Below are 26,348 nucleotides of genomic sequence, written 5' to 3'. Positions count from 1 at the left end.
GAAAAGGTGCAGATCTATTTGTGTGAGTCTGTCCTCGGAAGGTGAGGAGCTTGGGTTGGTGACGCGTGGGACTGTGGAGTTGACGGTGGATGGGTCGGTGAGTGTGTTGAGTGCGGGGGATGGGTATTATTTTCCAACGACGCTGCCGCACAAGTTCCAGAATGTCGGGGCGGATGAGGCGGAGATTATTAGTGCGAATACGCCGGCGAATTTTTGACGAAGTTTTTGCTTCTGATTATTACGTATTTGATTTTTTTCCTTGCAAAAGAAATCACAGGGGGGGCTACTTTCATAGGTTGCTTCCTAGGTTTTTTTTAGCCGGTATTCGACCTCAACAATAAATTTTGTACTTGCCGAAATTATAATTGCGTCATGTAGTGTTATGTCTGGTTGGGCAATGCTGCCGTGCCCGCTCAGTGGGGTGCTGTTTCTTAAATTGTAAATCTCCTTTGCGACGCTTTTTAGGATGGGCGGGAGTTTTGATTCATTTTCATATTTACTTATAAAGCTTCCTAGTGTCTGGTTTTGTATGCTCGGAACTCCAAGAAGGTCTTTTGCCATGGTTTCCAAAATGTTTGCTGCTGCATGTAGTGTTCCCGTTGGGTCGCTGTTTTCGAGGCATAGCTCCATTCTTTCAATAAGCTTGATAATGTTTTGGTGTGCTAGCTTTTCAAGTGTGGTTGCATTTTTTTTATTAAATATCTCTGTTTGATTGAAAGCTGTGCATTCTAAATAGTGGCAGGCTGATACGCTGCTCCAGTAGTGCCGCCAGTTGTTATCTAGATTTTCTTTCTCTGCAATTCGCTGGCCAATATCTTGATCTATTTCATCTGCGTAGCTAATCAGGTTGTTTGCATAATACCCTAGATATGAAAAAGCTATTTCCGGGCAAAAATTTATATATGATTTCTTTCCATCGCTACCAAAAATGCTGCTGTCGTCTTCTGCGATGATTGGTAGTATTTCAGATTTTTCCCAGAATTCGTCAAGTGCTTTTATTTTATCTTCTGCAATGGAAGTCGTGACTTTTGTTTTTCCAAGCAAATATAAGCTTGAATAATATCTCGGGCATTTATGTGCGTTGGCATAAGGGCATGCACTAGCGACGTTGCCGTCTGCACTTTTGCTTTTGTACCATTCGGCATTTGGTATTACTTTTCTCATCTAATGCCTAGAGCTCCTTCTAACTGGAGTATTTATGATCTACGGAAGAAAGGTGACAGATCTTCTTTATGAATCTGTCACCTTTAAGTTTATTTTTTCTTTGGCTTGCCCGCATCACTGCGTTTGTCGCGGATTTGGCCATCACTATTTCTGGAGCGAGGTTGCTCCCCGCCGCCAGGTTTAGGAACCGTGACGTTAGGGTTAATAGGTCTTCTGTCTGTCATATTTCCTTCCTTACTTTTTGAAGGTTTCGTTAGAAAAATCACAGCCGCGAGTCACTAAATACTCGGCGTTTTTCTGCTTGCCGAACTGCTGATGGCCAATGGCTGGTGTTGAAGCTATCAAATTGAAATCGTGAATTCCATAGCCGCTTCTGAGAAACACAGGGGTGGTTTCTGAGCTGTATCGGGAGTCGGCCCTTGAGCTAATTCGCAAAAGAAGCATGATCTCTGTTGCTGAAACGTAGCGAGTCCTAACTTAGGGCGTCAAATCTCCCGCTTCTCTATCACCCGAAACACGTCACTCACGTCCTGAACCAAGATTCTGGCGATTGTAGTGACGGTATTGATGTCGTGCTCTGCGTGGTCGGGGAGTTGAGCGCAGGCAATTAGGTCGAGGTATTTGAGGACAGCATTGAGGCGCTCACTAGCGCAGGCGTGGAGGTCATTCAGTGGCGCGTCGGTATCCACGAACAGGACGGGCTGCTCAGTGGCGGGGTGGGACATATTCGCGTAATTGCGGAGCGGTTTATCCATCGGCATAAGTAAAGCTTCCTCGTATCCGTGAGAAGAGCTACTGCCGCTCGCTGCGAGTCGAAGGGTGGTAGCCATGTGCGGGTTCGCAGACCGAGGATACGAGGAACCCGGCAGACCCGAAGATCTCCCACACACAGCCACCATTGAGTGGTTGTCGGACGCTATTGCGACCGTCACCGTTTTGGGGGCGTCAGGTTACTACACGTATCGTCAGGGCTGCGAAACCCTATCGCCAAATTCGTTCAGCGACAGACCCACTCTAGGCACCGATTCCCACCGTCGCAATCAGCCTGTAGGACGCAAAATAGCCATGTCTGGTCAGAGAGTTGACTCCCGTTCCGCCGCGCAGCCGTTGTAAATCAAGGGTTACGGAGTGTCAGGGAAAATGACTCATCGAATCTCGGCCTGCTTCGCATCCCATCGAGACCAAGCTCCCTCACCACGCGCGGTCATTTCCTACGAAGTTTTCAGATCCCAAAATCCAGTCCTCATCCCCGCCCCGGAACTTTCCTGAAAAGCGATGTCAATTTGATGGCGTGTCGCGACGCTCATTTCGAACGGATCAACCAGTGCCAGGCTGTTTCCCGGCAACCCCAGGGATGTGTGAGATGAAACTGATTCTTGCGATGTTGTTGCTGTTCAGCGGTTACGTTTCCGCCAGTTGTGCCAGCATCACTGACCCAGACAAACGCAATTATTGCCAGGCCATGGAGGAAGGCAGCAGCTGTTATTCCATCGACAATTACGATTTGCGCACGGCCTGCCAAGCGGAGAAGGGTGGTTCATGCGCTGGTATCCAGGATCGTGACCAGCGCGCCTATTGCGACGCCAAGAAAGGCAGTAGTTGTGCCTCGATCGATAATTACGATCTGCGCACCGCTTGCGAAGGGGAGAAAGGCGGTTCATGCGCGAGTATCCAGGATCGTGACAAACGCTCCTTCTGTGAAGCGATGCAGGGCAGCAGCTGTGCGAGCATCGGTGACGGGGATCTGCGCAACCAGTGTGAAGCCATGAAACGCTGATCCATCAACCTGAATCCAAACGCAAAAAGGGACACCCAACGGTGTCCCTTTTTTGTGGCCGACTGAAACGAAATCCCCGGACTACCCAGTCAAATTTTTCACTTGCCACACCCCGGCTCATCGCCAAAGGTTCCCCCCATTGGCACCACGACGTAGACTGCGAAACAAGTTGTAACGCCTCTCCCACGGACGGAACCGCGCATGATTCACATCGGCAGCCGCAACAACGCCCCCACGCCGCAGCACCAAACCCAGGACATCTACATCTTCAGCATCGACCTGTCCCGCCCGGCGACGCCGTTCTGCTTCGAGCAATCGATTGGCGGCGGGCATGTCGAGCAGGGTGGTGCGCGGTGGTTGGCGCTGGATGAGCTGGATGGCTGGCCCGGTGAATGGCGTGAGCATTTGAAGAAGGCCGGATGTGCGTGGGTGGTCGAATTGATGGACGCGCATTCGGGGGAGAGTCAGGCTGATCTGGTCTCGCTGATCCTCCAGCGCTACGCCGAGCCGGCGCAGCCAGCCGGGCGTTTGCAGGCGATCGGGCGCTGGTTCAAGCGCCACTTCTATATTGGCGGCCGGTACGGCGTCTGACCGAGGAAACCTCCATGACCCAGACTCTGGAACGCGCCATCGCGATTGCCGCCACGGCCCACGCGGGGCAGGTGGACAAGGGTGGTGCGCCGTATATTTTGCATCCGCTGAAGGTCATGTTGCGCATGAGCAGCCTGGAAGAACGCATCGTCGCGGTGCTGCACGATGTGGTCGAAGATTGCGGCATCAGCCTGGATGATTTGCGCAAGGAAGGCTTCAGCGAAGAAGTGTTGTCAGCCATCGAGTCGGTGACCAAAGTGCCCGGCGAATCCTACGAGGACTTCGTCGAGCGCGCGGCGCAGAACCCGATCGGACGGCTGGTGAAGCTGGCGGATCTGGAAGAGAACAGCGACCTGTCGCGGATTGCCTCGCCGAGTTGGGAGGATCTGGAGCGGATCGAAAAATATCGGCGGGCGATTGGACGGTTGCGCGCCTGACTTAACTGAAAAGCACCTTGAATAGCCAGGAAGGCGACCATGAAATCCATTCTGTGTTTGTTGATTGCTGCCGGCTTCGGCGCGCTGTTGCAGTTCGAAGGCGTGCCCCACGGTTTGCTGTTGGGCTCGATTCTTGTGACGGCACTGGTCGTCACCAAATTCAAATTCGCGCCAGCGACGCCCTATGGTCTGGGCTACATACAGGTCACGCTGGGCATCGCTACCGGGTTGATGTTCGAAGCGTGGGACAGCGCGACTGTTTCGACGATGTTGCCGAGCCTTGGCATGTTGTTGCTGTGTCTGGCAGTGCAGGTCGCGCTGGCTGCTTGGTGGCTGTCGCGCGGGGCAGGGTGGAATCGCACGGATGCGTTGCTGGCGGTGTATCCGGGGGCGCTGGCGGCGGTGTTTGATTTGCTGGAATCGCATCAGGCGTCGAGCAAGGTGATCATCGTGCACTTGATGCGCCTGCTGCTGATCACGGTGCTGGTGAGTTTGCTGATTCCCGGAACGGCACCGGTTGCGGCGGTCGAGGTCGATCCGCTGTCGACGGGCATGGCGTTGACCGTGCTGGCAGTGATCGGTTTAAGCGTGGTGGTCGGGCGTTTGCTGCTGGCCGTTGGCGTGCCGGCGCCGTTCATGTTGACGGCAATCATCATCACCGCCGTGTTCGTGAAATCGGGATGGCTGCAGGGTTTTCATATGCCGGACTGGAGTTTGAATCTGGCGGCGCTGATTCTGGGTGTGCGGATCGGCTCCCGATTCCAGGGCTTGGGCCTCGCGGAACTGGGACGTCATGGCCGCACGGCGTTGGTGTCGGTGGGTTTGATGATTCTGGTCGCGGCGGTTTTTGCATTGGCGGCGGCACGATTGCTGGGCAGCGATGCGTTGTCGCTGTGGCTCGCGTACATGCCAGGAGCAATCGAAACCATCGCAATCGTCGCGTTCGCCGGCGGACTGAATGTGGTGTTTATCCTGACTCACCATCTGGCGCGAATGGTGGTGCTGCATTTTGCGCCGGCGTTGTTGGTGCAGGCTCGGCGGGAGAGGAACACAGCCGATTAGGATCTTGATTGATTTTGTGTCTTAAAACGCTGATCTATATATCGAACTGTTCTTCCATACTGTCAAAATTGACAGGGGAGTTTATTGGTTTAATTGTATAGATTGTGTAGCCGAAAGGGTCTTTATAAAAAATCTGAAGGTGGCTAATCATGCATAAAATCAGCGTTGATGAAATTATCCCTGTTGACCGTGTAGAGGTAGGGAAGTTGGTCGCGGAATTCAAAATTGCACTCGCGAATAGCGATTTTGAACCAATAAAAAAAATTGCATTCGATGGCTATCATACGATTGAAGGTCAAAGATATTTTTGGGGGTTTGGGCCAACTCAGGATGAGAAGGGTTGGGTGTTTCGCCTGGATTTTAGGCACTTTGATTTTAAACCGGGTACTGATTACAACGTTGGCTCAGGCGGTTTTAGTGCGTTGCTGGTGGAGGGTGGAGAGTTGATGATCAGCGGCGGCAGGATAAGCGAAGGCATCATGCGAATCGCTGAAATGGAACCACACGAAGGCAAGATCACAGGGAAGCTAATAAATGCAAAAGCCGAAGGCGGTCGGCCCGATGGAAGTGATATGGATCCTGCTTACGCGCGTGAAATAAATTTCGAAATTAAATTGGAGAAGTAAGTATCTGAAAGTTGATGTGAAAGTATTGATGCTGACATCTTTGAACCATATTTGCTCTATAGCTTGAATTACCCCCAGACTGACCCTCTCTTTACGGGTGAACGTCAGGCTGGGGGAATTTTGACTAGGCACTGAACTACACTCCTTGATTACCCCGCATTACAGCTAACCCGAGCGCCGTCGGAGGTAATCATGATCCGCAAAAGGTCCATCCTGCTTTTACTTGCTGCCATATGCGCCACACAGGCCAGCGCTGAATCCGTCGTCCCGCTCAAGGGCCAGACTTCCCAGCAAACCCAGATCGATATCAACGATTGTCATTCCATCGCATCCACCTCAACCACGTCGACACCCCAGGCCGGTGGTCGGCTGAAGGGCGCTGCCGCGGGTGCGGCGGCCGGCGCTACTGCCGCTGAAGTGCGCGGTCGTCAGCACGACGAGTTCTATGAAGCCGTGGACGATGATCGCAAGCAGGATTACCGCCAGAACCGAGCCAAAGAGACGGCTGCCGCCGGTGCGGTAGTCGGCGGTGCGCGGCAGCGGCAGGATCGACGCGAGCAGCGGCGGACCGATGCTTCAGCCAGTTCAAGCGCCTACACCGGTTGCCTGCAAGGGCGGGGTTATCAGGTCACGCCCTGACGGTTTTCCCGGTGCGCGACGAGCAGGTGCATCATTACGCCGCTGTAGAGCGTCACCAGAATGAACAAGCCCATGCGCACCGCGAAGGCGGTGTAGACGTCCTTGCCCGCCGCGCTGTCCTCAACAGACTGGCCGAGCAGGATGATCATGGTGATCAGCGTATTGAGCCAGAACCCTGGCGCGAGCTGCGTCGGGTGCAGCCGATAGAGTTTGCGCGCCACCAACAGCCCGAACAGCAGCATCCACAGAAAGAACATCCACAGGTGCACGAACAGGCTCAACGCACACCAGAACAACACCGCCAGCAGCCCGCCCAATAAGGTCGAGCCGAGCAATTCGCGCCCGGCGTGGTGGGTGCGGGTGGTGGTGCTCTGCTGGCCGAGGCTGACGGCTTTGAGGATGATCGGCAGGTAGCTGGCCGGGTCGATCAGCACCAGCAGAAAGGTCGGCAGCACGATCAATGTTGCGCGCATCGCTACGCGAGGCACGTCTTCGGCGGGCAGGGCGGGAGCGGGTGGTGGCGCGGGGCTGTTGGCCGGTTCCGGGAACAGGACGTGGCTCAGGCCGACGATGACGACGGCCAGCAACAGGCCTTTGACCAGCGCGCCGATCACCGCCATGGCCAGCTCGAATGAGGCGAAACCGGCGGCGGAAATCATGGTCATGCCGATCACCAGAAACGTCATGATCAGCACGTTGCCGCCGCGCAAACCGTAGGTGAACACCAGAAACAGACCGACACCGATCAGCAGCACGCCGCACACCGGGTAATAACGCAGCAACGGCACCAGCAACAGCCCGATACTGGTGGTGAACGCGGCGACCAACGTCAGCACCAGCGCCATTTTCACCGGCAACGGTCGGGGCATGCTGGCCAGCAGCAACACCGCGAGCACCGGCGACAGAAACGACAGCGGCAAGGCGAGGCCGTAACTGGCGGCGGTGCACAACGCGGTGCCGCAGGCCAGGCGCAAGGCACGTTGCGCCGGGACGCTGCGCTCAATAGGCCGCTCAGTAGGCATAGCTCAGCCAGCTCATCAGCCAGACAAACATCCGGCCCAACGGATTGAGCAGATTGCCTTCGCTGGGAAACGCCATGACTTCCGCCTGCCCACCGGCGCGAATCGAACGACTCTCGAACAGGCGCCTTTTCGCCTCTTCGCTGAACTCGATGATCACCGGAAAACGCTGGGCCGGACGCAGCCAGTCGCGGCTGTTCTGGATCGTCGGCAGGGTGCCGGGCGGCGGCGTCTGGCCGACGCTGACCCCGTAACCGACGCTGCGCACCCGGCCGTCGAGCACTTCGCCGGGCAGGGCGTCGAGGATGATCGACACCGGCGTGCCGGGCTTGATCCGGCCGAGGTTGTTTTCGGTGAGATCGGCGCTGACCCACACGTCCTGGATCGTGATCAGCGTCATCACCGGGCTGCCGGCAGCGGCGAACTGGCCGACGTCGGTGCGCAAGTCGGTGATCAGGCCCGCCGAACGCGCACCAATGCGGGTGTTGGCCAGATCCAGTTCGGCCTTGGCCAGCGTGGCGGCGGCGCTGAGCAGTTTGGCGTTGGTGTCGGTGTTGCCGCCTTCCTGCTCCTGCGCGCGCAGCACTTCGGCCCGGGCGGCGGCGACCTGGCTGACAGCGGCCTCGTGGTTGGCCCGGGACACTTCCAGCAGCCGAACCGAAACCGTGCCCGGATCTTCTTTGTACAAGCCTTCCAGCCGTCGATTGTCCTGGCGCGTTTTGAGTTCATTGGCTTGCGCGGCCCGCAACGACGCCTGTGCCGAAGCGATGCCCGCGGTGCTGGCGCCGACCGTGCGCCGGGTGTTTTCCAGATCGGCGCGGGCCCGGTCGACAGCAATTTGCAGCGGCTGTGGATCGAGCTCGAAAAGGATGTCGCCGGCCTGCACGTCCTGATTGTTGCGCACGTTGACCTTGATCACCCGGCCCGCGACTTCCGCTGCCACCGGGATCACGAATGCGCCGACCCGCGCCTGTTGGGTGTAGGGCGTAAAACGGTCGGCCAGCAGATACCAGACTAGGCTCAGCACAATCACCAGCAGCACCCAGCGGATGCCTTTTTTCGCCGGATCCGGCGGCGCTTCATCACTCATGGCGGTCTACCTGCGAGGGAATCGGATAGGTCGGTTGCGGCGGCGGGGCGCTCAGCAGATCGCCCCAGTCGGTGCGTTGTTGCATCTGCTGGCGGGTTGCTGAATCAATCTGCGGCCCGGCGCTTTGCCAGCCACCGCCAACGGCGCGGTACAGGGCGATCAGATTGCTCACGGCGTTGCTGCGGCTGACCAGATAGTTGTCCTGAAGCTCCAGCAACGCACGCTGGGCATCGAGCACCCGCTGAAAGTCTGAATAGCCTTCGCGGTATTGGGTGTTGGCCAGCACCAGCGAACGCCGCGCTGCACCTTCGGCCTCGCCGAGAATGCGCTCGCGTTCCAGCGCTTTGGTCAGGCCGCTGGCGGCGTCGTCGGCTTCGCGGGCAGCCTGGCGGACTTTGTCGCGATAGGCCTCGATCAGTTGCTGCAAGCGCGCATCCTGCACGCGGATGTTGTTGTGGATGCGGCCGTAGTCGAACAGGTTCCAGCGCAGGCTCGGGCCGCCGATCAGGTCGAAGCTGCGCGGGGTGGCGCCGAGGGTGTCGCTGGACCAGACAATGCTGCCCAGCAGGGTCAGCGAGGGATACAGATCGGTTTCCGCCACGCCGACCAGCGCCGATTGCGCGGCCACGTTCAGCTCCGCCGCGCGCACATCGGGACGGCGCAGCAGCAGGTTGGCCGGGACATCCTGCAACACGGCGCGATCCACCAACGGAATCAGCCCCGGTTGTTCGGCCAGGAACGCCGCGCCACCGGGCGGCTGGCCGACCAGCACCGCCAGCGCATTGCGGGTGCGCAGCAATTGATCTTCGAACGCCGGAATGCTGCTGAGGGTGCCGAGGTATTGGGTCCTGGCCTGTTGCAGGTCGAGTTCGGCGGTCTGGCCGCTGCGAAAGAGTTTTTCGGTGATCTCGAAGTTACGCTTTTGCTGGGCGGCATTTTCCCGTGCGACCCGCAGCCGGGCTTCGGTGGTGCGCAGGGCAAAGTAGGTGTCGGCCACTTGAGCGCGCAGCAGCACGAGGGCGTCTTCGTAGTTGGCCTGGGCGGCGAAGTAGCTGGCGTCGGCGGATTCGATGGCGCGGCTGAAGCGACCCCAGAAATCCAGTTCCCAGCCGACATCGAATGCGGCGCTGTGCTGCCAGAAGTGCAAGTCCTGCGGGTTGTTGCCGCCGGACTGACGGCGGTCGATGTACAGGCTGTCGGCGCTGGCCTGTTGCAGCTGCGGGTAGCGACCGCTGTCGGCGATGCCCAGTTGCGCGCGGGCTTCGAGGACCCGCAGGCCGGCGATTTTCAGGCTGCTGTTGCGGGCTTCGGCGTCGCTGATCAATCGGTCCAGCACCGGATCGGCAAACACCTGCCACCACTGACGCAGATCCGGTACCGCGCCGCGCTCGCTGGCCTGCTCGAGCGCCGGACTTTGCCACTGCTTGCTCCAGGCCTCGGCCGGCGGCTGGAAATCCGGGCCCAGCCGCAGGCAGCCGCCAAGGCTCAGCGCACCGAGCAGCAGCAGGTGGCCGGGACGGATCAGCAGGGCTGGCGTTGCAGGCATACCGGGAGGCCCCAGCGGGAAATGTCACTGGAGCATAGACCGCAGATTGCGGGTTGTTCGAAGCAATCAGCTGCTACGCTTTTTCAGGCGAACGCCACCGAACCCCGCCCCGGATAAAAAGGTAGGAAGCCATGGACACTGCTCAAGAACCGCTTGCCCCCACCAGCGCCAGCTGGCGTTTCAAGGTTGGCGTGGCAATCATCTGCCTGATGCTCGGTTCGTGGCTGATGGTGCCGATTGCCGCCGCCCTCGACGTGCCGGGCTCGAAAGTCGCGGCGCTGACCGGGGTGCTGTTCATCAGCAATAAAGTGCTGTTGCTGCTGGTGATCGCGGTGATGGGCAAGGCCGGGTTCGCCGAACTCAAGCGCACGATCGGCCACTACATTTCCGGCGTGATTCCGACTCCGGTGGCTGAAGTCAGCCCGCTGCGCCACAAGATCGGCGTGGTGATGTTCTGCCTGCCGCTGCTGTCGTCCTTCCTGGAACCATATTTCGATAACTTCTTCCCGGGCGTGCGGCCCAATCTCTGGCAGTTGCAGGCGCTGGGCGACTTGATGTTCATCGGCAGCTTCTTCGTGCTGGGCGGCAATTTCTGGGACAAGGTGCATGCGCTGTTCGTGCGCAAGGCGCGGGTGGTGGCGGAATGATCGCCAACTAAGTCTTGATTTTGATCAGGCATGCCCAAGCGCGATGGCAAACGACACGACGACCATGCAGGCGAAAGCGAAATTGAGGTTCATGGGGGGTTCATCCTGGTCCTTTTGAAAGTGGGGCCATTCTGCCGGGGGCGGGTCAAAAGAAAAAATTCGGCTTCGTGATTCCAATGATCGAAGCCATTGATACCGGCGTTGTGTTTGCCGGTTTGCTTGGCTAAGCTCGCGCAAACCTGCAATTAAAAGCACAAACAGGCAAAACCATGCACGATCATTCCGCTTCCGAGCTTCCCTCCCTGCGCCGGCAGAAAATCCTTCTGATCCTCGAACGTGACGGCAAGGTCATGGCGTCCGAGTTGAGCCAGCATTTTGCGGTGTCCGAAGACACCATCCGCCGCGATCTGGCCGAGCTGGACAACGCCGGACTGGTGCAGCGGGTGCACGGCGGCGCACTGCCGAGGCCCAAGGACACCGGCAAGGACTACTTCACGCGGCTGGACGAGATCGACGAGGTGAAGATTCGTCTGGCGCAGTTGGCGGCGCAGCAGGTGCGGAACGGGCAGACGGTGATGTTCGACTCGGGTTCCACCTCGTTGCAGGTGGCGCGCTCGTTGCCCAGGGACATCAGCCTCACGGCGGTCACGGCCTCACCGATGACGGCAATTGCGTTGTCCGAATATCCGGGCATCAAAGTGATTCTGGCGGGCGGGCAGTTGAATCCGAAAACCCTGTCTGCTGGCGGTCACGAGGCGCTGCGGCTGCTGTCGGGGATCAAGGCGGATCTGGCGATCACCGGCGTCTGTGCGATTCATCCGGAGGTGGGCATCACCTCGCTGCATTTCGATGAAGTGCCGGTCAAGCAGGCGCTGCTCGACTGTGCGGCGCGGGTGATTGCCGTGACCACGGCGGACAAGCTCGGTGCGGTGGAGCCGTTTGTGGTGGCGCCGTGCGAGCGCTTGCACACGCTGATCACCGAGCGGCATGTGGCGTCGGGGAATATTGAGGACTACCGGCGGTTGGGGATTGAGGTGGAGCAGTTGCCTGACTGAGGTTTTGCGGCAAAAAAGGCCCCATCACTGGCGATGGGGCCTGTTCGATCAGCGCAGTTTTTCCAGCATCTGGTAGTACCACATGCCCGCCGCCAACATCGGATTCCCCAGCAGATCGCCCATCGGCACGCGAATGTGCGAGCACGCGGCAAACGTGTCGAACTGCTGCATCTGCCCGGTGATCGCCCGGCTCATGATCTCGCCCATGATGTGGGTCGTGGCGATGCCGTGGCCGGAGTAACCCTGGCAATACCAGACGTTGTCCGAAAGCTTGCCCAGTTGCGGGATGCGGTTGATGACGATGCCCATCGCGCAGCTCCACTGGTAATCGATCTTCACCCCTTTGAGCGCCGGGAAAGTCTGTTCGATGCACGGCCGCAGTTCGCCGGCGATGTCTCGTGAGTCCTTGCCGCTGTAGTTGGCGCCGCCGCCGAACAGCAGGCGCCCGTCGGCGGTGAGGCGGTAGTAATCAAGGACGAAGCGGCAGTCGTAGACGGCGAGGTCTTCAGGGTTGATCTGTTTGGCCAGATCGCCCAATGGTTCGGTGGTGACGATGCCGCCCATGGCCGGGAAGATCTTGCCCTTGAGCTGGCCCGGCTCGAGTTTGTGGTAGACGTCGCCCGCCAGCAGCACCTGATTGGCGTCGATCCGGCCGTGGGCGGTGCGCACGCCAGGGCTGTCGCCGTGAATGATCTCCAGCACTTCGCTGTTTTCGAAGATCTGCGCGCCGAGGCTTTGCGCCGCCCGCGCTTCGCCGATGCACAGGTTGAGTGGGTGCAGGTGCATGTTGCGGGTGTTCTTGATGGCGCCGTGGTAGAGCTCACTTTGCAGCAGATCGCGCACCTGGCTGCGGTCGAGCAGACTGACCTCATCGCCCATGCCTCGGCGCACGGCTTCGTCGTAGTCGCTGCGCAAACCGGCCATGTGGCTCGGCTTGTAGGCGGCGTGCAAGTGGCCGTGCTTGAGGTCGCAATCGATCGTGTATTTCTCGACCCGTTGCTTGATGATTTCGTGGCCGCGCCAGCGCAGGTGCCAGATGAAATCATCGACCTCATCGCCCAATGTATTGCGCATCTGTTTGCGCATCGCGCCGTCGCCGGACAGGCTGCCGGTGACCTGCCCACCATTGCGCCCGGTGGCGCCCCAGCCGATCTTGTGGCTTTCGACGATGGCGACTTTCAGGCCTTTTTCGGCCAGTTCGACGGCGGTGGCGACGCCGGTGAAGCCTCCGCCGATGATCACCACATCGACCTTGTGCCGGCCTTGCAGGGTCGGGTAGTCGGTGTCGCGGTTGAGGGTCGCGGTGTAGTAGGAATTGCTGCGTTGAGTCATTTCAGTGTCCAGATTCGGAAGTCGGTGCACGGACCCTGTGGTAGCGGGCTTGCTCGCGAAAGCGATGTGTCAGTCACCTGAAGTGTTGGATGTGACGACGCCTTCGCGGGCAAGCCCGCTCCCACAGGGGGAGTTGTGAAAGATCAGGCCTCTGTGAGGTACCAGCGCCAGTCCTGCTCGCCCACTTCGGCCATGAACTGCCGGTATTCCGCACGTTTCACTGCCAGATACACCCCGAGAAACTCCTGCCCCAGCGCATCCCGCGCCCACACCGAATTCTCCAGCGCCGTAAGCGAGGTCAGCCAGTCGGTCGGCAGCAATTCTTTCGCCTGCGCGTAACCGTTGCCTTCCACCGGTTCACCCGGATCGATGTCTTCTTTTATCCCGCGATGAATGCCCGCCAGGATCGCTGCCGCTGCCAGATAGGGGTTGGCATCGGCGCCGCAGATGCGGTGTTCGATGTGTCGGGTGTTGGCCGGGCCGCCGGGCACGCGCAGGCTGACGGTGCGGTTGTCGACGCCCCAGGTCGGTGCCAGCGGTGCGTAGCTGTTGGCCTGGAAACGGCGGTAGGAGTTGGCGTTCGGGCAGAACAGCAGCAGCGAATCGAGCAGGGAGGCGAGCATCCCGCCAATCGCCGTGCGCAACAGCGGCGTGCCGGCCGGGTCTTCGGAGGCAAACAGATTGCGCCCCTCGGCATCGGCAAGGCTGACGTGCATGTGCATGCCGGTACCCGCCAGATGATCGAACGGCTTGGCCATGAACGTCGCCTGCATCCCGTGCTTGTGCGCCACGGCTTTGACCAGCCGTTTGTAGCGCACGGCCTGGTCCATCGCCTCCAGCGCATCGCCGTGTTCGAGGGTGATTTCCACCTGGCCCGGCGCGTATTCCGAGATCGCCGTACGCGCCGGAATGCCGTGCAGTTTGCAGGCGCTGTAGAGGTCGGCAAGGAACGGTTCGATCTGCTCCAGCTCACGCAAACCGTAGACCTGCGTGTGTCGCGGTCGCCCACCGTCGGCATCCAGCGCCGGTTGCGGACGACCGTTGTGATCGCGTTTGGCGTCGAGCAGATAGAACTCCAGCTCGCAGGCCATCACCGGGTGGTAGCCCTCGGCTTTCAGGCGGTCGATGACCTTGATCAACAGGTGACGCGGGTCGGCAATGCTCGCCGGCATGCCTTGTTCCGGGTGCATGCTGACCTGCACCGCCGCAGTCGGAATCTGCCGCCACGGCAGGCGCACCAGACTGCCTTCCAGCGGGTAGGCGCGGCAGTCGATGTCGCCGACGTCCCACACCAGGCCTGAGTTTTCCACGTCTTCGCCATGCACAGTCAGACCGAGGATGGTGCTCGGCAGCGGGCGACCGCTTTCGTACACGGCGAGCAGTTCTTCGCGGTGTAACAGCTTGCCGCGCGGCACGCCGTTGGCGTCGAGGATGAACAGCTCGATCATGTCGATGTCGGGGTTCTGCTCGAGAAAATGACGGGCGTCTTCAATGGCTGCGAATTTCATAATCAATCACTCACGATGGCGCCGCACAGGCGCGCAGATTCGGGCCGGACGCAGCTCGGCAAAAGGCGCGGGCGTCCTGGCAGGGATATCGAAAAAAGAGGGGGAGCTGTCGCGATTTTTACCGGCGCGATCAGACGGGCAGGCAGATATCCGGCGGGCGTGCGGAGTGACGCAGCTTGGAACGGCTCAGGGCCATGGGGAGATTGACGATGCGATTCATGCGCGGCCCCTGTGAAGAAGGGCGCGCAGTGCAGAGACGTTCAACGATTCTGATTGTTGGAGTGACGTGCTCATGACGCGTGTTTCCGTTGGCGGAAAACGTCGGCGGCGGGAGCGTCCCGCCATGCCGGTGTGGCTGGATAGTAAGGGGGAATCCCCGGATAAGTAAACGCCTGTTTCCGCAGGCGTTGGCGTGCACCCCGGTTCAGCGCAGCAGGTAAAACCCCAGCCCGACGAGGGCGCAAACGATCAACACCTCGATCACGCCGCGCTTGAAAAAGAACAGGGCGAGGGCGGCCATGAGGGCCAGCACGATCGAGAACACATCGGGCTGACCGGTAAAACCGGCGGGCCAGAACACGTGGTAAGCAAAGAAACACGCCAGATTGAGGATCACCCCGACCACCGCCGCCGTGATCGCGGTCAGCGGCGCGGTGAACTTCAATTCGTTGTGGGTCGACTCCACCAATGGCCCGCCGGCGAGGATGAACAGGAACGAAGGCAGGAAGGTGAACCAGGTCACCAGCGTCGCGGCCAGCGCGCCGGCGGCGAACGCGTGTTCCGGACCGAACGTCGGTTGCACGTAAGCGCCGACGAACCCGACAAACGCCACGACCATGATCAGCGGCCCCGGCGTGGTTTCGCCCAGGGCCAGGCCGTCGATCATCTGCGTTGGCGTCAGCCAGCCGTAATGTCCGACCGCGCCCTGATACACGTAGGGCAGCACGGCATAAGCACCGCCGAATGTCAGCAGCGCCGCTTTGGTGAAGAACCAGCCCATCTGCGTGAAGGTGCCGTCCCAGCCGAACAACGCGGTCAGCAACGCCATCGGCAGGCACCACAGCAGCGCACCGATCAGCACCAGACGCAGCAGCCTCGGCAGGTTGAACCGCGCATGTTCGGGTGGCGGTGTGTCGTCATCGATCAGCGCCGGGCCGAAGGATTTTTCGCCGCCGCGATGGCCGCCGTTGCTGAACCGCTGCGGCGCCCAGCGTCCGCCGAAATAACCGATCAATGCCGCGCCGAGCACGATCAGCGGGAACGGCAGGTTGAAGGCAAAAATCGCCACGAACGCTGCCCCGGCGATCGCCCATAACCAACTGTTCTTCAACGCTCGCGAACCGATGCGATGGGCCGCGTGCAACACAATCGCGGTCACCGCCGGTTTGATTCCGTAAAACACCCCGGCTACCGCCGGCACATCGCCGAGCGCGATGTAGACCCACGACAGAGCGATCAGAATCAGCAGCGAAGGCAATACAAACAGCACTCCGGCCAATATGCCGCCAGGGGTTCGGTGCAGCAGCCAGCCGATGTAAGTCGCCAGTTGTTGGGCCTCGGGGCCTGGCAGCAACATGCAGTAGTTGAGCGCATGCAGGAAACGTCGCTCCGAGATCCAGCGCCGGCGCTCCACCAGTTCCTGATGCATGATCGCGATCTGCCCGGCGGGGCCGCCGAAGCCGATGCAGCCGAGTTTGAGCCAGAACGGCCAGGCCTGGCGCAGGGTGATGGGTTGAGGACGGGGCAAGTCTTTTGGCGTTTGGCTCAAGTGTGGCTCCCGAGTTGAGTTGTGGTGGAGCGGCTATCTAATCAGGCTTTTGTTAAGGAGTGGTATCGAGATTGCAGCCCTCACCCCAGCCCTCTCCCGGAGGGAGAGGGGCCGACCGAGGTGTCTTGCGTCAAACATCGACCTGAAAGTCCGAGTCGATTATGGATTCGAAACTGCTGGCATCCGGATTCAACGCTATAGGTTCAGGTCGGCGTAGTACTGCAATATCCCCGGGTCGGTTCCCTCTCCCTCTGGGAGAGGGCCAGGGTGAGGGCTTTCGGTCTTCAGGCATGCGCCAGACTCCAGCGAAACGCCGCATTCTGATCACTCTCCCGAGCCTCGACCCATTGCGAACCCTCCTGGGTAGTCTCACGCTTCCAGAACGGCGCACGCGTTTTCAGCACATCCATGATGAACGCACAGGCCTCGAACGCCGCATGCCGATGCTTGCTGCTGACGCCAACGAACACGATCGGTTCGGTCACCGACAACGCACCGACCCGATGCACAATCTCCACCGCCAATAGCGGCCACCGCTCGCGGGCCTGTTCGGCGATCTGCTCCAAGGCCTTTTCGGTCATGCCCGGATAATGCTCCAGAGACAGCTCGGTCACCGACTGCCCGACGTTCAGATCCCGCACATAACCAATGAAATTAACCACCGCGCCCACCCGTGGATTGCGCGCATGCAGGTCGGAAATCAACTGACCGGCATCGAAGCCTTTACGCTGGACTCGAACACCCATGCCTCAACCCCCCGTAACTGGCGGGAAAAACGCAATCTCGTCGAAATCCTCGATCGTCTGATCCGGCTGACACAGCTCCTGATTCACCGCGCACATCAGGTTGCCGGCGCCGAGCACTTCACGCCAGACATCGCCGCGCTGCATCAGCATCTGTCGTACATCCTCGACACAAGCGAGGGTGTCGCTGGCCGGGATCTTTTCACCGCCCAGATTGAGCCGGTCACGGTAGCTGGCGAAGTAGTTGATCAGAATCATTGCGGGTTCTCCCATTGAAAGTGGCCGGAGCGGCCGCCCTGTTTGCTCAGCAGGCGGATGTCGCCGATGACCATCGCCCGGTCCACCGCCTTGCACATGTCGTAGATGGTCAGTGCGGCGACGCTGGCGGCGGTCAGGGCCTCGAGTTCGACGCCGGTCTGGCCGGTGAGGCGGCAGGTGCTGGTGATCTGTACGCGGTCCGGTTCGCAGGCTTTGAGCTCGACGTGGATCGAGCTGAGCAGCAGCGCATGACACAGTGGAATCAACTCATGGGTGCGCTTGGCCGCCTGAATCCCGGCGATCCGCGCCACGGCGAACACATCGCCCTTGGGGTGGCCGTTGGACTGGATCATTTGCAGGGTTTCCGGACGCATCTGCACCCAGGCTTGCGCGGTGGCTTCGCGGCGGGTGGCGGCTTTGTCGCTGACGTCGACCATGTTGGCGCGACCCTGATCGTCGAGGTGGGTGAGGGTGTTGCTCATGCGGTGGGCTCCTGGATCGGGCTGTAGATTCGCGGGGCGTTGCGGTGCGGGACGTGGATCAGGTTCAAGCGGTGCTTGAGCGCCCAGCGCACGGTCAGCGCGGTGGGGGCAGACAGGCTGACGAGGGTGCCGAGGCGGGCGCGCACGGCTTTGTGAATCAGTTCGAGGCTGCAACGGCTGGTGACCACGACGAAGCCCTGACGCGCATCGAGACCTTCGAATTGCAGGGCGCCGATCAGCTTGTCGAGGGCGTTGTGGCGGCCGATGTCTTCGCGGCACAGCAACGCTTGGCCGTCGGCATCGAAGTACAGCGCTGCGTGCAGGGCGCCGCTGCTGCGGGCCAGTTGCTGGGCCTGCTCGATGCGTTGGCGGATCCCCTCGAAATGTGCGGAAGGTGGCAAGGGTGTCGGGGTCAGGATCTCCAGTTGCGGCAGCGCCTGCTCAAGGGCTTCCACGCCGCAGAGGCCGCAACCGCTGGTGCCTGCCATCTGCCGCCGGTGATCCTTCAGGGCCCAGAACGCACGGCTGGAAATCTGCACGTCGGCCTGGCAGGCCTGGTCGAAATGGGTCAGGCGGATGTCATGGATATCGTCGAGGCGGTCGACGATGGCGTTGCTCAGGCTGAAGCCGCGAATGAAGTCTTCGATGTTGCCTGGCGAGACCATCATCACCGCCTGATTCAGGCCGTTGTAGCTGATGGCCAGGGCGATTTCCGCCGCCAGCGCCGCGTGGGACACCGGCGCGTCGTCGAGGTATTCGCGATAAGCCACTGACGCCGGTTGTGGCGCGGGGGCGTTGGCGTCGCCCGGTTCGATGAGTTGTTCAACTTGGCACAGCATCTTGAAAGTCCCACGAAGCGCTGAAGTGGGTTCAGGCTACGGGGCAGGGAAAAGTGCGTCCAATCGCTTGTTCCGATGCAGTGATTGGATTGGTCGATGACCGCAGGCGGACCTGAAGTCGTTGCACCGAAGTGCAACGTTTCAGGCAACTTGGGGAGGGTTAAACGGCAGGCGCCTCGATCCCGAACATCTTGCGCGCCTCGGCAAAACACTTCTCGGCAATCGCCGAGCGCGGTTCGGTCTTGCGCATCACCAGCCCCAGCGGCGCGAGCACGCTGGCATCCGGCAGGTTAATGAAAGCCAGATGTTCGATCGGCTCTTCCAGCCCGCTGTCCAGCGGCATGATTGAGCAGCAGAAGCCTTGGTGAATCGCCTGCAGCAATTGATAGGTCGAGTCGCTTTCCATGATCGGCTGCGGATTCAGCCCGCGACTGCGGAAACTCAAGTCGATGGACTTTCGATAGTGCATGCCGGTGGTGATCATCCCCAGCGGCAGTTCGGCGGCGTCTTCCCAGCTCATTTCCGGGCCTTCGAAATGGAAGTGGCGGGTGTCGTAGAGCAGGCCGACACGGGTTTCGCCAATCTCGAAGAACTCGAAATAGTTCGGGTTGACGTGGTCCAGATAACACACGCCCAGATCCAGCTGATTGTTGCCCAGGCCTTCGATGATCTCGTCCGAACTCAGCGACGACAGGCTGTACTTCAGCTCCGGATAAGTCCCGGACAAACCCTGAATGTAATTCACCGGATTGAAGTTGCTCAGCGGCACCAGCCCCAGGCGCAGGCTACCCACCAGTTGCCCCCGGCAGGCCGCCGCTTCGGCAAACAGCCCGTCGTGAGCGGCCAGCAACGTGCGGGCCCAGGCGAGGACGCGCTCGCCGGCCTGGGTGAAACCTTCGAAGCGCTGGCCGCGATTGACCAGCACCAGATCCAGCTCGTCTTCCAGATTGCGCAGGCGCATCGACAGGGTCGGCTGGGTGATGTGGCAGCGCGCGGCGGCCTGGCCGAAGTGGCGGGTTTCGTCCAGCGCGATCAGGAACTTGAGTTGTTTGATGTCCACGACGGCACCTGCTCGATAAGGAATTTTGATTGAGTATTGACGCAGATGCGTACAGCGCACGGAAAGCGCAGGGAACGACGATCCCATTGATGGTTTTTTTCGTCCAATCGGCAGTGTCTAAGAGCCTATCGAGGATTTCGATGACGCCCGGTTTCATTGGGCCGGACAGTGGTCGAGGGGCTGAAAAAAATCACCGATAGAGCAGGTCGATAGTGTGGTTGGCCAGAGTGATTAGACAGCTCTCACAAGCGGCACTTAGGCTCGTCACCCACTGAATTGACGACGGCCGGAGAGTGCCATGAGTGTGAAATCGGATGCCTTGTTCGTTCCCCTGAATATTGCCGTGCTGACGGTCAGCGATACCCGCGATTACGCCAGCGACACCTCCGGCCAGTTGCTGGTCAGCCGCCTGCTGGAGGCCGGCCACACCCTGAGCGAACGCAACCTGCTCAAGGACGACCTGTACAAGATCCGCGCCCAGGTCGCGCAGTGGATCGCCGACGACGGCATTCAAGTGGTGCTGATCACCGGTGGCACCGGTTTCACCGGTCGCGACAGCACTCCGGAAGCCGTGGCTTGCCTGCTGGACAAGCAGATCGACGGCTTTGGCGAGCTGTTCCGCGCCATCTCGATTCTCGACATCGGCACCTCGACCGTACAAAGCCGCGCGCTGGCCGGCCTGTCCAACGGCACGCTGGTGTGCTGCCTGCCGGGTTCCACCGGCGCTTGCCGCACCGCGTGGGAAGGCATCCTCGCCGAACAACTGGATAACCGTCACCGCCCGTGCAACTTCGTTCCGCACCTCAAACCGGTGCAAGCCTGCGGGCCGCGCGGATGAGCAAGCCGGGATTGATGCCGGTCGAGGACGCCCTCGACCAACTGCTGGCCATGGCCAATGAACAACGCCTGCCGGACAGCGAATCGGTGCCGCTCAACGAAGCGCGCGGGCGCGTGCTGACCAGCGATCTGGTCGCCACCCTCGACCTGCCGCCGTGGCCGAACAGCGCCATGGACGGGTATGCCTTGAACCTCGCCGACCTGCATCGCCAGCCGTTGAGCGTGTCACAGCGGGTCTACGCCGGGATGGCGCCGGACGCCTTGCTGTCCGGCACCTGCGCACGGATTTTCACCGGTGCGCCGTTGCCCATGGGCGCCAATTGCGTGGAGATGCAGGAAAACGTCGAAGTGCTGGAGGACGGTCGCGTACATTTCCTGCAACCGCTGAAGGTCGGCCAGAACATCCGTCCCCAGGGCCAGGAGAACCGCGTCGGCGACACCTTGCTGCGCGCCGGCAAACGCCTCGGCCCGTTCGAACTGGCCGTCGCCGCAGGGCAGGGCATGACCCATTTGCCGGTGGTGCGTCGTCCGCGCGTGGCAATGCTGTCGACCGGTGATGAGCTGGTGGAACCTGGCCAGCCGCTGCGTCCCGGCAGCATCTACAACAGCAACCGCACCTTGCTCGACCACTGGTTGCGCGAACTGGGTTGCGAAGTGATCGACGCCGGGATTCTGCCTGATCGCCCGGCGCAGACCCGACTCAAGCTTGAGCAGTTGCAAGTGGCGGCCGATCTGATTCTGACCACCGGCGGCGTGTCTGCCGGTGACGCCGATTTTCTCGGCCAGGTGCTGCGCGACAACGGCAAACCGCTGCTGTGGAAACTCGCGATCAAACCCGGTAAACCGCTGACGGTCGGCCATTTTGGCTCGGTGCCGGTGATCGGCCTGCCGGGCAATCCGACCTCGGCGCTGGTGACCTTCGGCCTGCTGGCGCGCCCGTACCTGCTGCGCATTCAAGGCGTGGAAGAGGTGATGCCGCTGAGCTTCACGGTCAACGCCGGCTTCGATTGGCCGAAACCCGGCAGCCGTCGCGAATACCTGCGCGTGCGTCTGGAGGGCGGTCAGGCGGCGCTGTATCCGAACCAGAGTTCCGGGGTGCTGCTCGGCGCGACCTGGGCTGACGGGCTGGTGGAAATTCCCGAGAACAGCACCTTGCGGGTCGGTGATCCGCTGCGCTTCATCCCGTTCAGCGAGCTGTTCTGAGCGCGATCAGAAGCTGTAGACCACTTGCCCGGCCAACGAGGTCTGCAACCGGCGCTCGACAATCGGGCTGTCGGCCGCTTCGTGGCTCAGGTACTGCACCGCCAGAACGGTCGACACGCTCCATTGCTCATCCAGCGGCAACGACCAGGTCAGATCCGCACCGCGACTGACCAGGCCACCCCGGGCGTTGTAGGCCCGGAACTGGCTGCGCGAGGCCTGGGTGTCGCTGACGCCGTACCAGGTGCGCATGTAGTTGCTGTCGCCGAACTGGCTGTTGAGGCCGCCGGTAACCTTGCCGTAACGGCCTTCGTAGAACGGCGCGCTGATGCTCAGCTTGAGGCGGTTCCACGACGAGCCGGTGTCGTGGTCATCATCGTCCTTTTCCAGCGCATGCTCGAAACTCGCGCCGAGAATGATCGGGCCCATGTGATAGGTCCCGTCGAGCCCGATCACCGGGCGCGACTTGATCGAACCCATGCCGTTGAGCTCGTCCGAGCCTTTGAATCCGGTCTTGCGATCCTTGCGCACGTCGCTGGCGCCGACGTAGACGCTGAGGCCGAAATCCTCTTCGTCGAAGCCCCAGCCGAGGCCTCGGCTGCTGTCGAGAAACACACCATAAGGGCTGACGATTTCGACCCCCACCAACGGCGCCACCACCCGTTCATCACTGCCGCTGTAACGCGGCGCACTGGCCGCCCCGGCACGCAGGGTGGCGTGCCAGTCTTCGGCACGCAACGAATCGCCCGGCAGCAGCAGGCAGAGGGAAGTCAGGGACAGCGAAAGTGTGTGTAACGAAACCGGCATGGGGCACCCGAGGGAAGATTGGATGCGCCCATGCTAGTGAGGGGGCGGCCGGCAATCTTTGGCAGCTTTGTCGGGAAACTGTCAAAGACTGTGAAGGCGGTTATCGGCTCAGTCCCAGCCGTTCGTGCCACTGGGCGATGGACTCTTCGGGATAGACCTCGAATTGTTGATCCTTCTTGCTCGCCTGCACTTCGACCCACGGTGCCTTCGAACCGAGCATCAGGTGGGTATGTTCCGGCGGCACCGGCAACGGCGTGTCGATGGCCGAGGCGAACGGGTGGATCAACTCCGGCCATTCCGGGCTGAACAGCCACAGTCCGCTGCCGCACAACGAGCAGAAGTGCCGTTCGGCGCTGCTGCGGTGGGCGCGGGCATCGCCTTCGTCTTTCATTTTCGCGTGGTAGATCGTGATGTGTTTGCGCCCGCGCACCTTGAGGCTGGCCGCGTCGCCGCCCAGGTTGATCGCATAGCCGCCACCGCCCTGGGTCTTGCGGCAGATCGAGCAGTAGCAGCGCTGATAAGGGTAGGGGTGGGCGCTGTCGAGGGTGAATGAAACCGCGCCGCAGTGGCAGGAGCCTTCGAGGTGCATGAGTGGCCTCCGTTTGGGCTGAAGTCGTCCGGTTCAGCCTAGACGAGAACATCCCGGGCGCCCGGAGCGTCAGTTGTATCTTTACCCCGCGCCGGTCTGGTGCTGGGAACGTCGGCGCAAGGGCAGGCGTGGTGATGGATCACACAATCAGGGCGCAGAAACATCTGCAGAACGGCCGCAGACGCTGTTGGCCGGAGCGCGCCGGGAATCAATTTGAAGCGGTTTGTGCGTGGGTGGGTGTGGTCGGAGTCTGGTAGCCTTTTTTCGCCATGTAGATGAACCGGCAATGACGCCGAACACCGGCCGGCTTCAGATTCACAGGATTTGATCCGGCCATTTATCAAGGAAGTTGGATATGCCAGTCAAACCGCCAACCAAGGGTGCAGGCCCGGTTGATGTCCATTTTAAACCGCCCGCTGATGGCGCGGTGTCGGGGCCGACGATTCGCCCCGGTGGCCACTTCACGCAGCCAGATCCACCCGCTTTTTCCGGAGGCTCAAGGGCCCCGCATGACCGCACTGGAGAGGTCGTCAGTCCTCCGGCTTCGATCACTGTTCACGAGGCGCAGCCGACGATTGAAATACCCGCCTCCGGGCAACAGTCGTTGGAGGCCTACCACGTCCCGGGGGCAGGCCGGCTGACGGAGATCGATGCCGATGGCTTCAGGACGTTCAAAGGGCGCCAGTTCGCCGAATTGCCCGATCAGGCCATCGTCCAGGTCAGTGCCGATCCGCAGACGGGGTTGTACCGTGCCAGGCTGGCCAGCGAACTCAATCCTTCCGGCCCGGTTCTGGAGCGCGATAGCGATGGCAGGCGCTGGCACCCGCTTCAAGAGTTTGACACTGACCGTTTTCGCACCCCGGACCCGCGCAGTGAAGTCGACTCGCCCCTCGAGACAATGCCTCACCCGGAAGGTGACGAAGGGCGCAGTCGTCAGGACGCTTCTGACGACGAGTTCGAGCTGGCTTCCGAATCAATGCAGATCAAGCCTTACACCGAACAGGAACTGGCGGCCATGCGTCACGAGGTGCGCTATTCGTTCCGGGCCAATCGTCTGGCTTCGTACGACCGCACCAACAACGGCAAATACCCGTTGCGCGATCCGCAGGGCAGGCCGGTACGGATTCGCAAACTGGAAACGCTGGTGACCTTGCGCACGGGGGAGCGATATCGTTCGGAGCTGATCAAGCCTTACATCAAGTTCGAAGGCTATGAAGACGTTGCCAGGCTCTATGAAGAGAAACTCGAGCTGCGTACTTTCACCAGTGCCGACGTGAAAGTACCCGGCGAGAAAGCGCTGATCGGCCAGCTTATGGTGGTCGCGAACAAGCGAATCACCAGAGGCGAGGCGCTGGGCCTTTACGGCGGAACGATCAGCCGGGCAGGGCTGCTGCGGCCAGAGGAGCAGACGTACACCATGCTCGCGGGCACTTATTTGCATTACGGACCGGGAAGGTTCATCGAAGAGCCCCTGGTGGTCATCGGTGACAATATTGTTTCGCGGATCAACACGAACTTCGAATATGACGCCGCCGACAAGCCAGTCAGGCAAGCGGCGGGGGGCTATAACGTGAACATAATCGGGTTCAAGGTTGAAGCAGACCTGCAGATCGGCACCCGGTTCGAACGTCGGCGTTATATCCTGAGTGCGCTGTTCGCCGCGGACGATATTCCGGCGGGGACCGAGTTGCGCTGCAAGTACAATTATTCGGAACAGGACATGAAGCTGCTGTTTCCATGAGAAAACGGCGTGCGGCCGACTCCCTGGGGAGGAGCGAGATGAACGGCTCCTCACCCCGGCCTGTCGAAACATCCGACTGAACAGGGTAATGGGGCAAGGTCAGAGCGCCTTAGGCACACGCCACAGGTACCACGCCGCCACCGTGCGAAACGGACTCCACGCCAATCCGATGTCAATCATCTGCTTGCGCGTCGGCTGCACCTCCAGCCCCTTCAACCGCCGATAGCCCTCGCGCACGCCAAAGTCATCCGCCGGCAGAATATCCGGCCGCTCCAGGCTGTAGATCAGCAACATCTCTACAGTCCAGCGGCCAACCCCGCGCAGGCTGACCAGACGCTCGATCAGCGCTTCGTCCTCCATCACCAGCGCGCTCGAGTAATCCGGCACCACACCGTCCAGGGTCGCCTGGGCAATCCCCTGAATCGTCGCAATCTTGCCCGCCGAAAACCCGCAACCGCGCAATTGATCGAAGTCCGTCGCCAGAATCTGCTCGGGACGCGGAAACGTCTGCCCGGGAAACAACCCCACCAGCCGCCCGACAATCGCATCGCCCGCCTTGGCGTGCAGTTGCTGATAGGCAATCGCCCGCACCAGCGACTCATACGGATCGCGCGTCGGATGCGGCTGATGTAGACAAGGGCCTATGGCAGCAATGTGGCGCTGCCAGTCGGCGTCGAGGCTGGCCAGAAACACGCTGGCCGGTTGGTAGGGATCGGGCATGAGTTACTTCAGCAGACCGTTGACTTCGCCATAGGTGAAGGCCTTGAGGTCATGGGTGTCGAGCTTGCCGCTGGCGAGAAAGCTTTTCACCAGCGAACCCATGGCGCCGTACATGAACTCGGCGATCCCGGAGCCTGCGCTCAAGCGGCGCACGCCGAGGGCTATCAGTTCTTCGGGAGAGGGCAGGCAAGCGAAGCCCAGAACGTTGACCGGTAAAGTTGTGCCCTTGCAGATTGCTTCGATTTCGTAGGCAGACGTCACCCCGGCAGCGAACAACCCATCGGCCCCGGCTGCCTGATAAAGCGCGGCGCGGTGCAGGGTTTCGGCGACGCGATCCTCGGCAGGCACCAGGCTTTTCAGATAAACGTCGGTGCGGGCATTGATGAAAAGCTTCACATTGCGCTTGTCGGCCACCTGTCGCGCGACTTCGATCTTGCGCACCAGCAGTTCCGGCGTGCCGCTGCCGTCTTCGATATTGATCCCGACCGCACCGGCGGCGATCACCGCATCGATTACTTCAGCGACCCGGCCGAGGTCATCGGAGTAACCGGCCTCGATGTCCACGCTCAACGGCACTTTGATGACTCGCGCAATCGACTCCACGCTGCTGATCAAACGCTCGAGCGGCAGAGTGTTGCCGTCCGGGTAACCGTGGGCCCAGGCGACCGCGGCGCTGCTGGTGGCGACCGCTTTGCCACCCAGTTGCTCGACCAGTCGCGCGCCGGTGGCGTCGGCGACGTTGGTCAGGATCAGCAGGCCATCGTGGTGCAACTGGTGAAACTGAGTGTCGAGCGCGTTCATCGAGATCCCT

General features: G+C 60.6%; 28 protein-coding genes and 1 pseudogene. 12 read left to right on the top strand and 17 right to left on the bottom strand.

Annotated features, from left to right (window positions below):
• Positions 1-37 precede the first annotated feature (37 nt).
• A pseudogene (locus tag BMZ46_RS08805) lies at positions 38-217 on the top strand (cupin domain-containing protein); the annotation flags it as partial.
• 86 nt (positions 218-303) lie between these two features.
• On the opposite strand, the gene BMZ46_RS29010 reads toward BMZ46_RS08805, so the two are convergent.
• Complete coding sequence (locus BMZ46_RS29010; RefSeq protein WP_074687822.1) at positions 304-1,164, bottom strand: hypothetical protein; 861 nt, start codon at positions 1,162-1,164, stop codon at positions 304-306.
• A gap of 485 nt (positions 1,165-1,649) precedes the next feature.
• Positions 1,650-1,925, bottom strand: a complete 276-nt coding sequence (locus BMZ46_RS29495; RefSeq protein WP_074687823.1) for a fructose-bisphosphate aldolase — start codon at positions 1,923-1,925, stop codon at positions 1,650-1,652.
• Between the two features lie 602 nt (positions 1,926-2,527).
• Here BMZ46_RS29495 and BMZ46_RS08795 point away from each other — a divergent pair.
• From BMZ46_RS08795 to BMZ46_RS08770, 6 genes are all read left to right on the top strand, one after another.
• On the top strand, positions 2,528-2,941 hold the full coding sequence (locus BMZ46_RS08795; RefSeq protein WP_074687824.1) for a hypothetical protein: 414 nt from the start codon (positions 2,528-2,530) through the stop codon (positions 2,939-2,941).
• A 201-nt stretch (positions 2,942-3,142) separates the two neighbouring features.
• Positions 3,143-3,532, top strand: a complete 390-nt coding sequence (locus tag BMZ46_RS08790; RefSeq protein ID WP_074687825.1) for a hypothetical protein — start codon at positions 3,143-3,145, stop codon at positions 3,530-3,532.
• Positions 3,533-3,546: 14 nt separating this feature from the next.
• The gene (locus BMZ46_RS08785; RefSeq protein ID WP_074687826.1) at positions 3,547-3,969 is read left to right on the top strand and encodes an HD domain-containing protein; all 423 of its coding nucleotides are present in this window, start codon (positions 3,547-3,549) and stop codon (positions 3,967-3,969) included.
• Between the two features lie 39 nt (positions 3,970-4,008).
• Entirely contained in the window at positions 4,009-5,031 is a 1,023-nt protein-coding gene (locus BMZ46_RS08780) for an AbrB family transcriptional regulator (protein ID WP_074687827.1), read from the top strand.
• Between the two features lie 149 nt (positions 5,032-5,180).
• Positions 5,181-5,657 carry a hypothetical protein gene (locus tag BMZ46_RS08775; protein ID WP_074687828.1) on the top strand — a complete coding sequence of 159 codons (477 nt, stop codon included), beginning with the start codon at positions 5,181-5,183 and terminating at the stop codon, positions 5,655-5,657.
• Positions 5,658-5,849: 192 nt separating this feature from the next.
• Complete coding sequence (locus BMZ46_RS08770; RefSeq protein WP_074687829.1) at positions 5,850-6,296, top strand: YMGG-like glycine zipper-containing protein; 447 nt, start codon at positions 5,850-5,852, stop codon at positions 6,294-6,296.
• Here the strand turns inward: BMZ46_RS08770 and BMZ46_RS08765 are convergent.
• The 3 genes from BMZ46_RS08765 to BMZ46_RS08755 are packed head-to-tail and all read right to left on the bottom strand — an operon-like array spanning position 6,281 to position 9,951.
• Entirely contained in the window at positions 6,281-7,318 is a 1,038-nt protein-coding gene (locus BMZ46_RS08765; RefSeq protein ID WP_074687830.1) for a DUF2955 domain-containing protein, read from the bottom strand. The two genes, BMZ46_RS08770 and BMZ46_RS08765, sit on opposite strands and share 16 nt — an antisense overlap.
• Positions 7,308-8,405: an HlyD family secretion protein gene (locus BMZ46_RS08760; protein WP_074687831.1), complete on the bottom strand. Its 1,098-nt coding sequence runs from the start codon at positions 8,403-8,405 to the stop codon at positions 7,308-7,310. Before BMZ46_RS08760 ends, BMZ46_RS08765 begins: the two co-directional genes overlap by 11 nt.
• Positions 8,398-9,951 carry an efflux transporter outer membrane subunit gene (locus tag BMZ46_RS08755; RefSeq protein ID WP_092163861.1) on the bottom strand — a complete coding sequence of 518 codons (1,554 nt, stop codon included), beginning with the start codon at positions 9,949-9,951 and terminating at the stop codon, positions 8,398-8,400. Before BMZ46_RS08755 ends, BMZ46_RS08760 begins: the two co-directional genes overlap by 8 nt.
• A gap of 131 nt (positions 9,952-10,082) precedes the next feature.
• Here BMZ46_RS08755 and BMZ46_RS08750 point away from each other — a divergent pair, with 131 nt between their 5' ends.
• Positions 10,083-10,598, top strand: a complete 516-nt coding sequence (locus BMZ46_RS08750) for a transporter suffix domain-containing protein (RefSeq protein WP_074687832.1) — start codon at positions 10,083-10,085, stop codon at positions 10,596-10,598.
• Positions 10,599-10,867: 269 nt separating this feature from the next.
• On the top strand, positions 10,868-11,653 hold the full coding sequence (locus BMZ46_RS08745) for a DeoR/GlpR family DNA-binding transcription regulator (RefSeq protein ID WP_039770886.1): 786 nt from the start codon (positions 10,868-10,870) through the stop codon (positions 11,651-11,653).
• A gap of 48 nt (positions 11,654-11,701) precedes the next feature.
• Here the strand turns inward: BMZ46_RS08745 and BMZ46_RS08740 are convergent, their stop codons facing one another.
• From BMZ46_RS08740 to BMZ46_RS08705, 8 genes are all read right to left on the bottom strand, one after another.
• Entirely contained in the window at positions 11,702-12,985 is a 1,284-nt protein-coding gene (locus BMZ46_RS08740) for an NAD(P)/FAD-dependent oxidoreductase (RefSeq protein WP_074687833.1), read from the bottom strand.
• Between the two features lie 143 nt (positions 12,986-13,128).
• The gene (locus BMZ46_RS08735; protein ID WP_064595435.1) at positions 13,129-14,493 is read right to left on the bottom strand and encodes a glutamine synthetase family protein; all 1,365 of its coding nucleotides are present in this window, start codon (positions 14,491-14,493) and stop codon (positions 13,129-13,131) included.
• A gap of 424 nt (positions 14,494-14,917) precedes the next feature.
• Entirely contained in the window at positions 14,918-16,261 is a 1,344-nt protein-coding gene (gene chrA, locus BMZ46_RS08730; protein ID WP_074687834.1) for a chromate efflux transporter, read from the bottom strand.
• Positions 16,262-16,545: 284 nt separating this feature from the next.
• The gene (moaE, locus tag BMZ46_RS08725) at positions 16,546-17,007 is read right to left on the bottom strand and encodes a molybdopterin synthase catalytic subunit MoaE (protein ID WP_074687835.1); all 462 of its coding nucleotides are present in this window, start codon (positions 17,005-17,007) and stop codon (positions 16,546-16,548) included.
• 3 nt (positions 17,008-17,010) lie between these two features.
• A complete protein-coding gene (locus BMZ46_RS08720) occupies positions 17,011-17,262 on the bottom strand; it encodes a MoaD/ThiS family protein (RefSeq protein WP_074687836.1) in 252 nt (83 codons plus the stop codon).
• Positions 17,259-17,744, bottom strand: a complete 486-nt coding sequence (moaC, locus tag BMZ46_RS08715) for a cyclic pyranopterin monophosphate synthase MoaC (protein ID WP_039770876.1) — start codon at positions 17,742-17,744, stop codon at positions 17,259-17,261. Before moaC ends, BMZ46_RS08720 begins: the two co-directional genes overlap by 4 nt.
• Positions 17,741-18,583: a formate dehydrogenase accessory sulfurtransferase FdhD gene (fdhD, locus tag BMZ46_RS08710; protein ID WP_074687837.1), complete on the bottom strand. Its 843-nt coding sequence runs from the start codon at positions 18,581-18,583 to the stop codon at positions 17,741-17,743. The genes moaC and fdhD overlap by 4 nt, the downstream gene beginning before the upstream one ends.
• 160 nt (positions 18,584-18,743) lie before the next feature.
• Positions 18,744-19,643, bottom strand: a complete 900-nt coding sequence (locus tag BMZ46_RS08705; protein ID WP_007957027.1) for a LysR family transcriptional regulator — start codon at positions 19,641-19,643, stop codon at positions 18,744-18,746.
• 298 nt (positions 19,644-19,941) lie between these two features.
• On the opposite strand from BMZ46_RS08705, the gene moaB reads away from it, so the two are divergent.
• Together moaB and glp are read left to right on the top strand one after the other, a co-directional pair.
• Positions 19,942-20,481: a molybdenum cofactor biosynthesis protein B gene (gene moaB, locus BMZ46_RS08700; protein ID WP_039770868.1), complete on the top strand. Its 540-nt coding sequence runs from the start codon at positions 19,942-19,944 to the stop codon at positions 20,479-20,481.
• Positions 20,478-21,683: a molybdopterin molybdotransferase MoeA gene (glp, locus tag BMZ46_RS08695; RefSeq protein WP_074687838.1), complete on the top strand. Its 1,206-nt coding sequence runs from the start codon at positions 20,478-20,480 to the stop codon at positions 21,681-21,683. The genes moaB and glp overlap by 4 nt, the downstream gene beginning before the upstream one ends.
• Positions 21,684-21,689: 6 nt before the next feature.
• On the opposite strand, the gene BMZ46_RS08690 is transcribed toward glp, so the two are convergent.
• Both BMZ46_RS08690 and BMZ46_RS08685 read right to left on the bottom strand, forming a co-directional pair.
• Complete coding sequence (locus BMZ46_RS08690) at positions 21,690-22,487, bottom strand: MipA/OmpV family protein (protein ID WP_081353092.1); 798 nt, start codon at positions 22,485-22,487, stop codon at positions 21,690-21,692.
• A gap of 100 nt (positions 22,488-22,587) precedes the next feature.
• Positions 22,588-23,076, bottom strand: a complete 489-nt coding sequence (locus BMZ46_RS08685; protein WP_074687840.1) for a GFA family protein — start codon at positions 23,074-23,076, stop codon at positions 22,588-22,590.
• Between the two features lie 355 nt (positions 23,077-23,431).
• On the opposite strand from BMZ46_RS08685, the gene BMZ46_RS08680 reads away from it, so the two are divergent.
• Entirely contained in the window at positions 23,432-24,817 is a 1,386-nt protein-coding gene (locus BMZ46_RS08680) for a hypothetical protein (protein WP_039770862.1), read from the top strand.
• Positions 24,818-24,916: 99 nt separating this feature from the next.
• Here the strand turns inward: BMZ46_RS08680 and BMZ46_RS08675 are convergent, their stop codons facing one another.
• Both BMZ46_RS08675 and BMZ46_RS08670 read right to left on the bottom strand, forming a co-directional pair.
• Positions 24,917-25,537, bottom strand: coding sequence for a DNA-3-methyladenine glycosylase family protein (locus BMZ46_RS08675; protein ID WP_074687841.1), 621 nt, complete (start codon positions 25,535-25,537; stop codon positions 24,917-24,919).
• A 3-nt stretch (positions 25,538-25,540) separates the two neighbouring features.
• A complete protein-coding gene (locus BMZ46_RS08670; protein ID WP_074687842.1) occupies positions 25,541-26,338 on the bottom strand; it encodes an isocitrate lyase/PEP mutase family protein in 798 nt (265 codons plus the stop codon).
• Positions 26,339-26,348: the final 10 nt, after the last annotated feature.

The sequence above is a fragment of the Pseudomonas sp. NFIX49 genome, assembly GCF_900115915.1.
GTDB classification, from domain to species: domain Bacteria; phylum Pseudomonadota; class Gammaproteobacteria; order Pseudomonadales; family Pseudomonadaceae; genus Aquipseudomonas; species Aquipseudomonas pharyngis.
This window is presented reverse-complemented; position numbering and strand designations above follow the sequence as displayed.

What these genes read in the sequence shown, in the direction of transcription:
- BMZ46_RS29010 (WP_074687822.1), bottom strand. Translation starts at nt 1,164, where the DNA reads ATGAGAAAAGTAATACCAAATGCCGAATGGTACAAAAGCAAAAGTGCA.
- BMZ46_RS29495 (WP_074687823.1), bottom strand. Translation starts at nt 1,925, where the DNA reads ATGCCGATGGATAAACCGCTCCGCAATTACGCGAATATGTCCCACCCC.
- BMZ46_RS08795 (WP_074687824.1), top strand. Translation starts at nt 2,528, where the DNA reads ATGAAACTGATTCTTGCGATGTTGTTGCTGTTCAGCGGTTACGTTTCC.
- BMZ46_RS08790 (WP_074687825.1), top strand. Translation starts at nt 3,143, where the DNA reads ATGATTCACATCGGCAGCCGCAACAACGCCCCCACGCCGCAGCACCAA.
- BMZ46_RS08785 (WP_074687826.1), top strand. Translation starts at nt 3,547, where the DNA reads ATGACCCAGACTCTGGAACGCGCCATCGCGATTGCCGCCACGGCCCAC.
- BMZ46_RS08780 (WP_074687827.1), top strand. Translation starts at nt 4,009, where the DNA reads ATGAAATCCATTCTGTGTTTGTTGATTGCTGCCGGCTTCGGCGCGCTG.
- BMZ46_RS08775 (WP_074687828.1), top strand. Translation starts at nt 5,181, where the DNA reads ATGCATAAAATCAGCGTTGATGAAATTATCCCTGTTGACCGTGTAGAG.
- BMZ46_RS08770 (WP_074687829.1), top strand. Translation starts at nt 5,850, where the DNA reads ATGATCCGCAAAAGGTCCATCCTGCTTTTACTTGCTGCCATATGCGCC.
- BMZ46_RS08765 (WP_074687830.1), bottom strand. Translation starts at nt 7,318, where the DNA reads ATGCCTACTGAGCGGCCTATTGAGCGCAGCGTCCCGGCGCAACGTGCC.
- BMZ46_RS08760 (WP_074687831.1), bottom strand. Translation starts at nt 8,405, where the DNA reads ATGAGTGATGAAGCGCCGCCGGATCCGGCGAAAAAAGGCATCCGCTGG.
- BMZ46_RS08755 (WP_092163861.1), bottom strand. Translation starts at nt 9,951, where the DNA reads ATGCCTGCAACGCCAGCCCTGCTGATCCGTCCCGGCCACCTGCTGCTG.
- BMZ46_RS08750 (WP_074687832.1), top strand. Translation starts at nt 10,083, where the DNA reads ATGGACACTGCTCAAGAACCGCTTGCCCCCACCAGCGCCAGCTGGCGT.
- BMZ46_RS08745 (WP_039770886.1), top strand. Translation starts at nt 10,868, where the DNA reads ATGCACGATCATTCCGCTTCCGAGCTTCCCTCCCTGCGCCGGCAGAAA.
- BMZ46_RS08740 (WP_074687833.1), bottom strand. Translation starts at nt 12,985, where the DNA reads ATGACTCAACGCAGCAATTCCTACTACACCGCGACCCTCAACCGCGAC.
- BMZ46_RS08735 (WP_064595435.1), bottom strand. Translation starts at nt 14,493, where the DNA reads ATGAAATTCGCAGCCATTGAAGACGCCCGTCATTTTCTCGAGCAGAAC.
- moaE (WP_074687835.1), bottom strand. Translation starts at nt 17,007, where the DNA reads ATGGGTGTTCGAGTCCAGCGTAAAGGCTTCGATGCCGGTCAGTTGATT.
- BMZ46_RS08720 (WP_074687836.1), bottom strand. Translation starts at nt 17,262, where the DNA reads ATGATTCTGATCAACTACTTCGCCAGCTACCGTGACCGGCTCAATCTG.
- moaC (WP_039770876.1), bottom strand. Translation starts at nt 17,744, where the DNA reads ATGAGCAACACCCTCACCCACCTCGACGATCAGGGTCGCGCCAACATG.
- fdhD (WP_074687837.1), bottom strand. Translation starts at nt 18,583, where the DNA reads ATGCTGTGCCAAGTTGAACAACTCATCGAACCGGGCGACGCCAACGCC.
- moaB (WP_039770868.1), top strand. Translation starts at nt 19,942, where the DNA reads ATGAGTGTGAAATCGGATGCCTTGTTCGTTCCCCTGAATATTGCCGTG.
- glp (WP_074687838.1), top strand. Translation starts at nt 20,478, where the DNA reads ATGAGCAAGCCGGGATTGATGCCGGTCGAGGACGCCCTCGACCAACTG.
- BMZ46_RS08690 (WP_081353092.1), bottom strand. Translation starts at nt 22,487, where the DNA reads ATGCCGGTTTCGTTACACACACTTTCGCTGTCCCTGACTTCCCTCTGC.
- BMZ46_RS08685 (WP_074687840.1), bottom strand. Translation starts at nt 23,076, where the DNA reads ATGCACCTCGAAGGCTCCTGCCACTGCGGCGCGGTTTCATTCACCCTC.
- BMZ46_RS08680 (WP_039770862.1), top strand. Translation starts at nt 23,432, where the DNA reads ATGCCAGTCAAACCGCCAACCAAGGGTGCAGGCCCGGTTGATGTCCAT.
- BMZ46_RS08675 (WP_074687841.1), bottom strand. Translation starts at nt 25,537, where the DNA reads ATGCCCGATCCCTACCAACCGGCCAGCGTGTTTCTGGCCAGCCTCGAC.
- BMZ46_RS08670 (WP_074687842.1), bottom strand. Translation starts at nt 26,338, where the DNA reads ATGAACGCGCTCGACACTCAGTTTCACCAGTTGCACCACGATGGCCTG.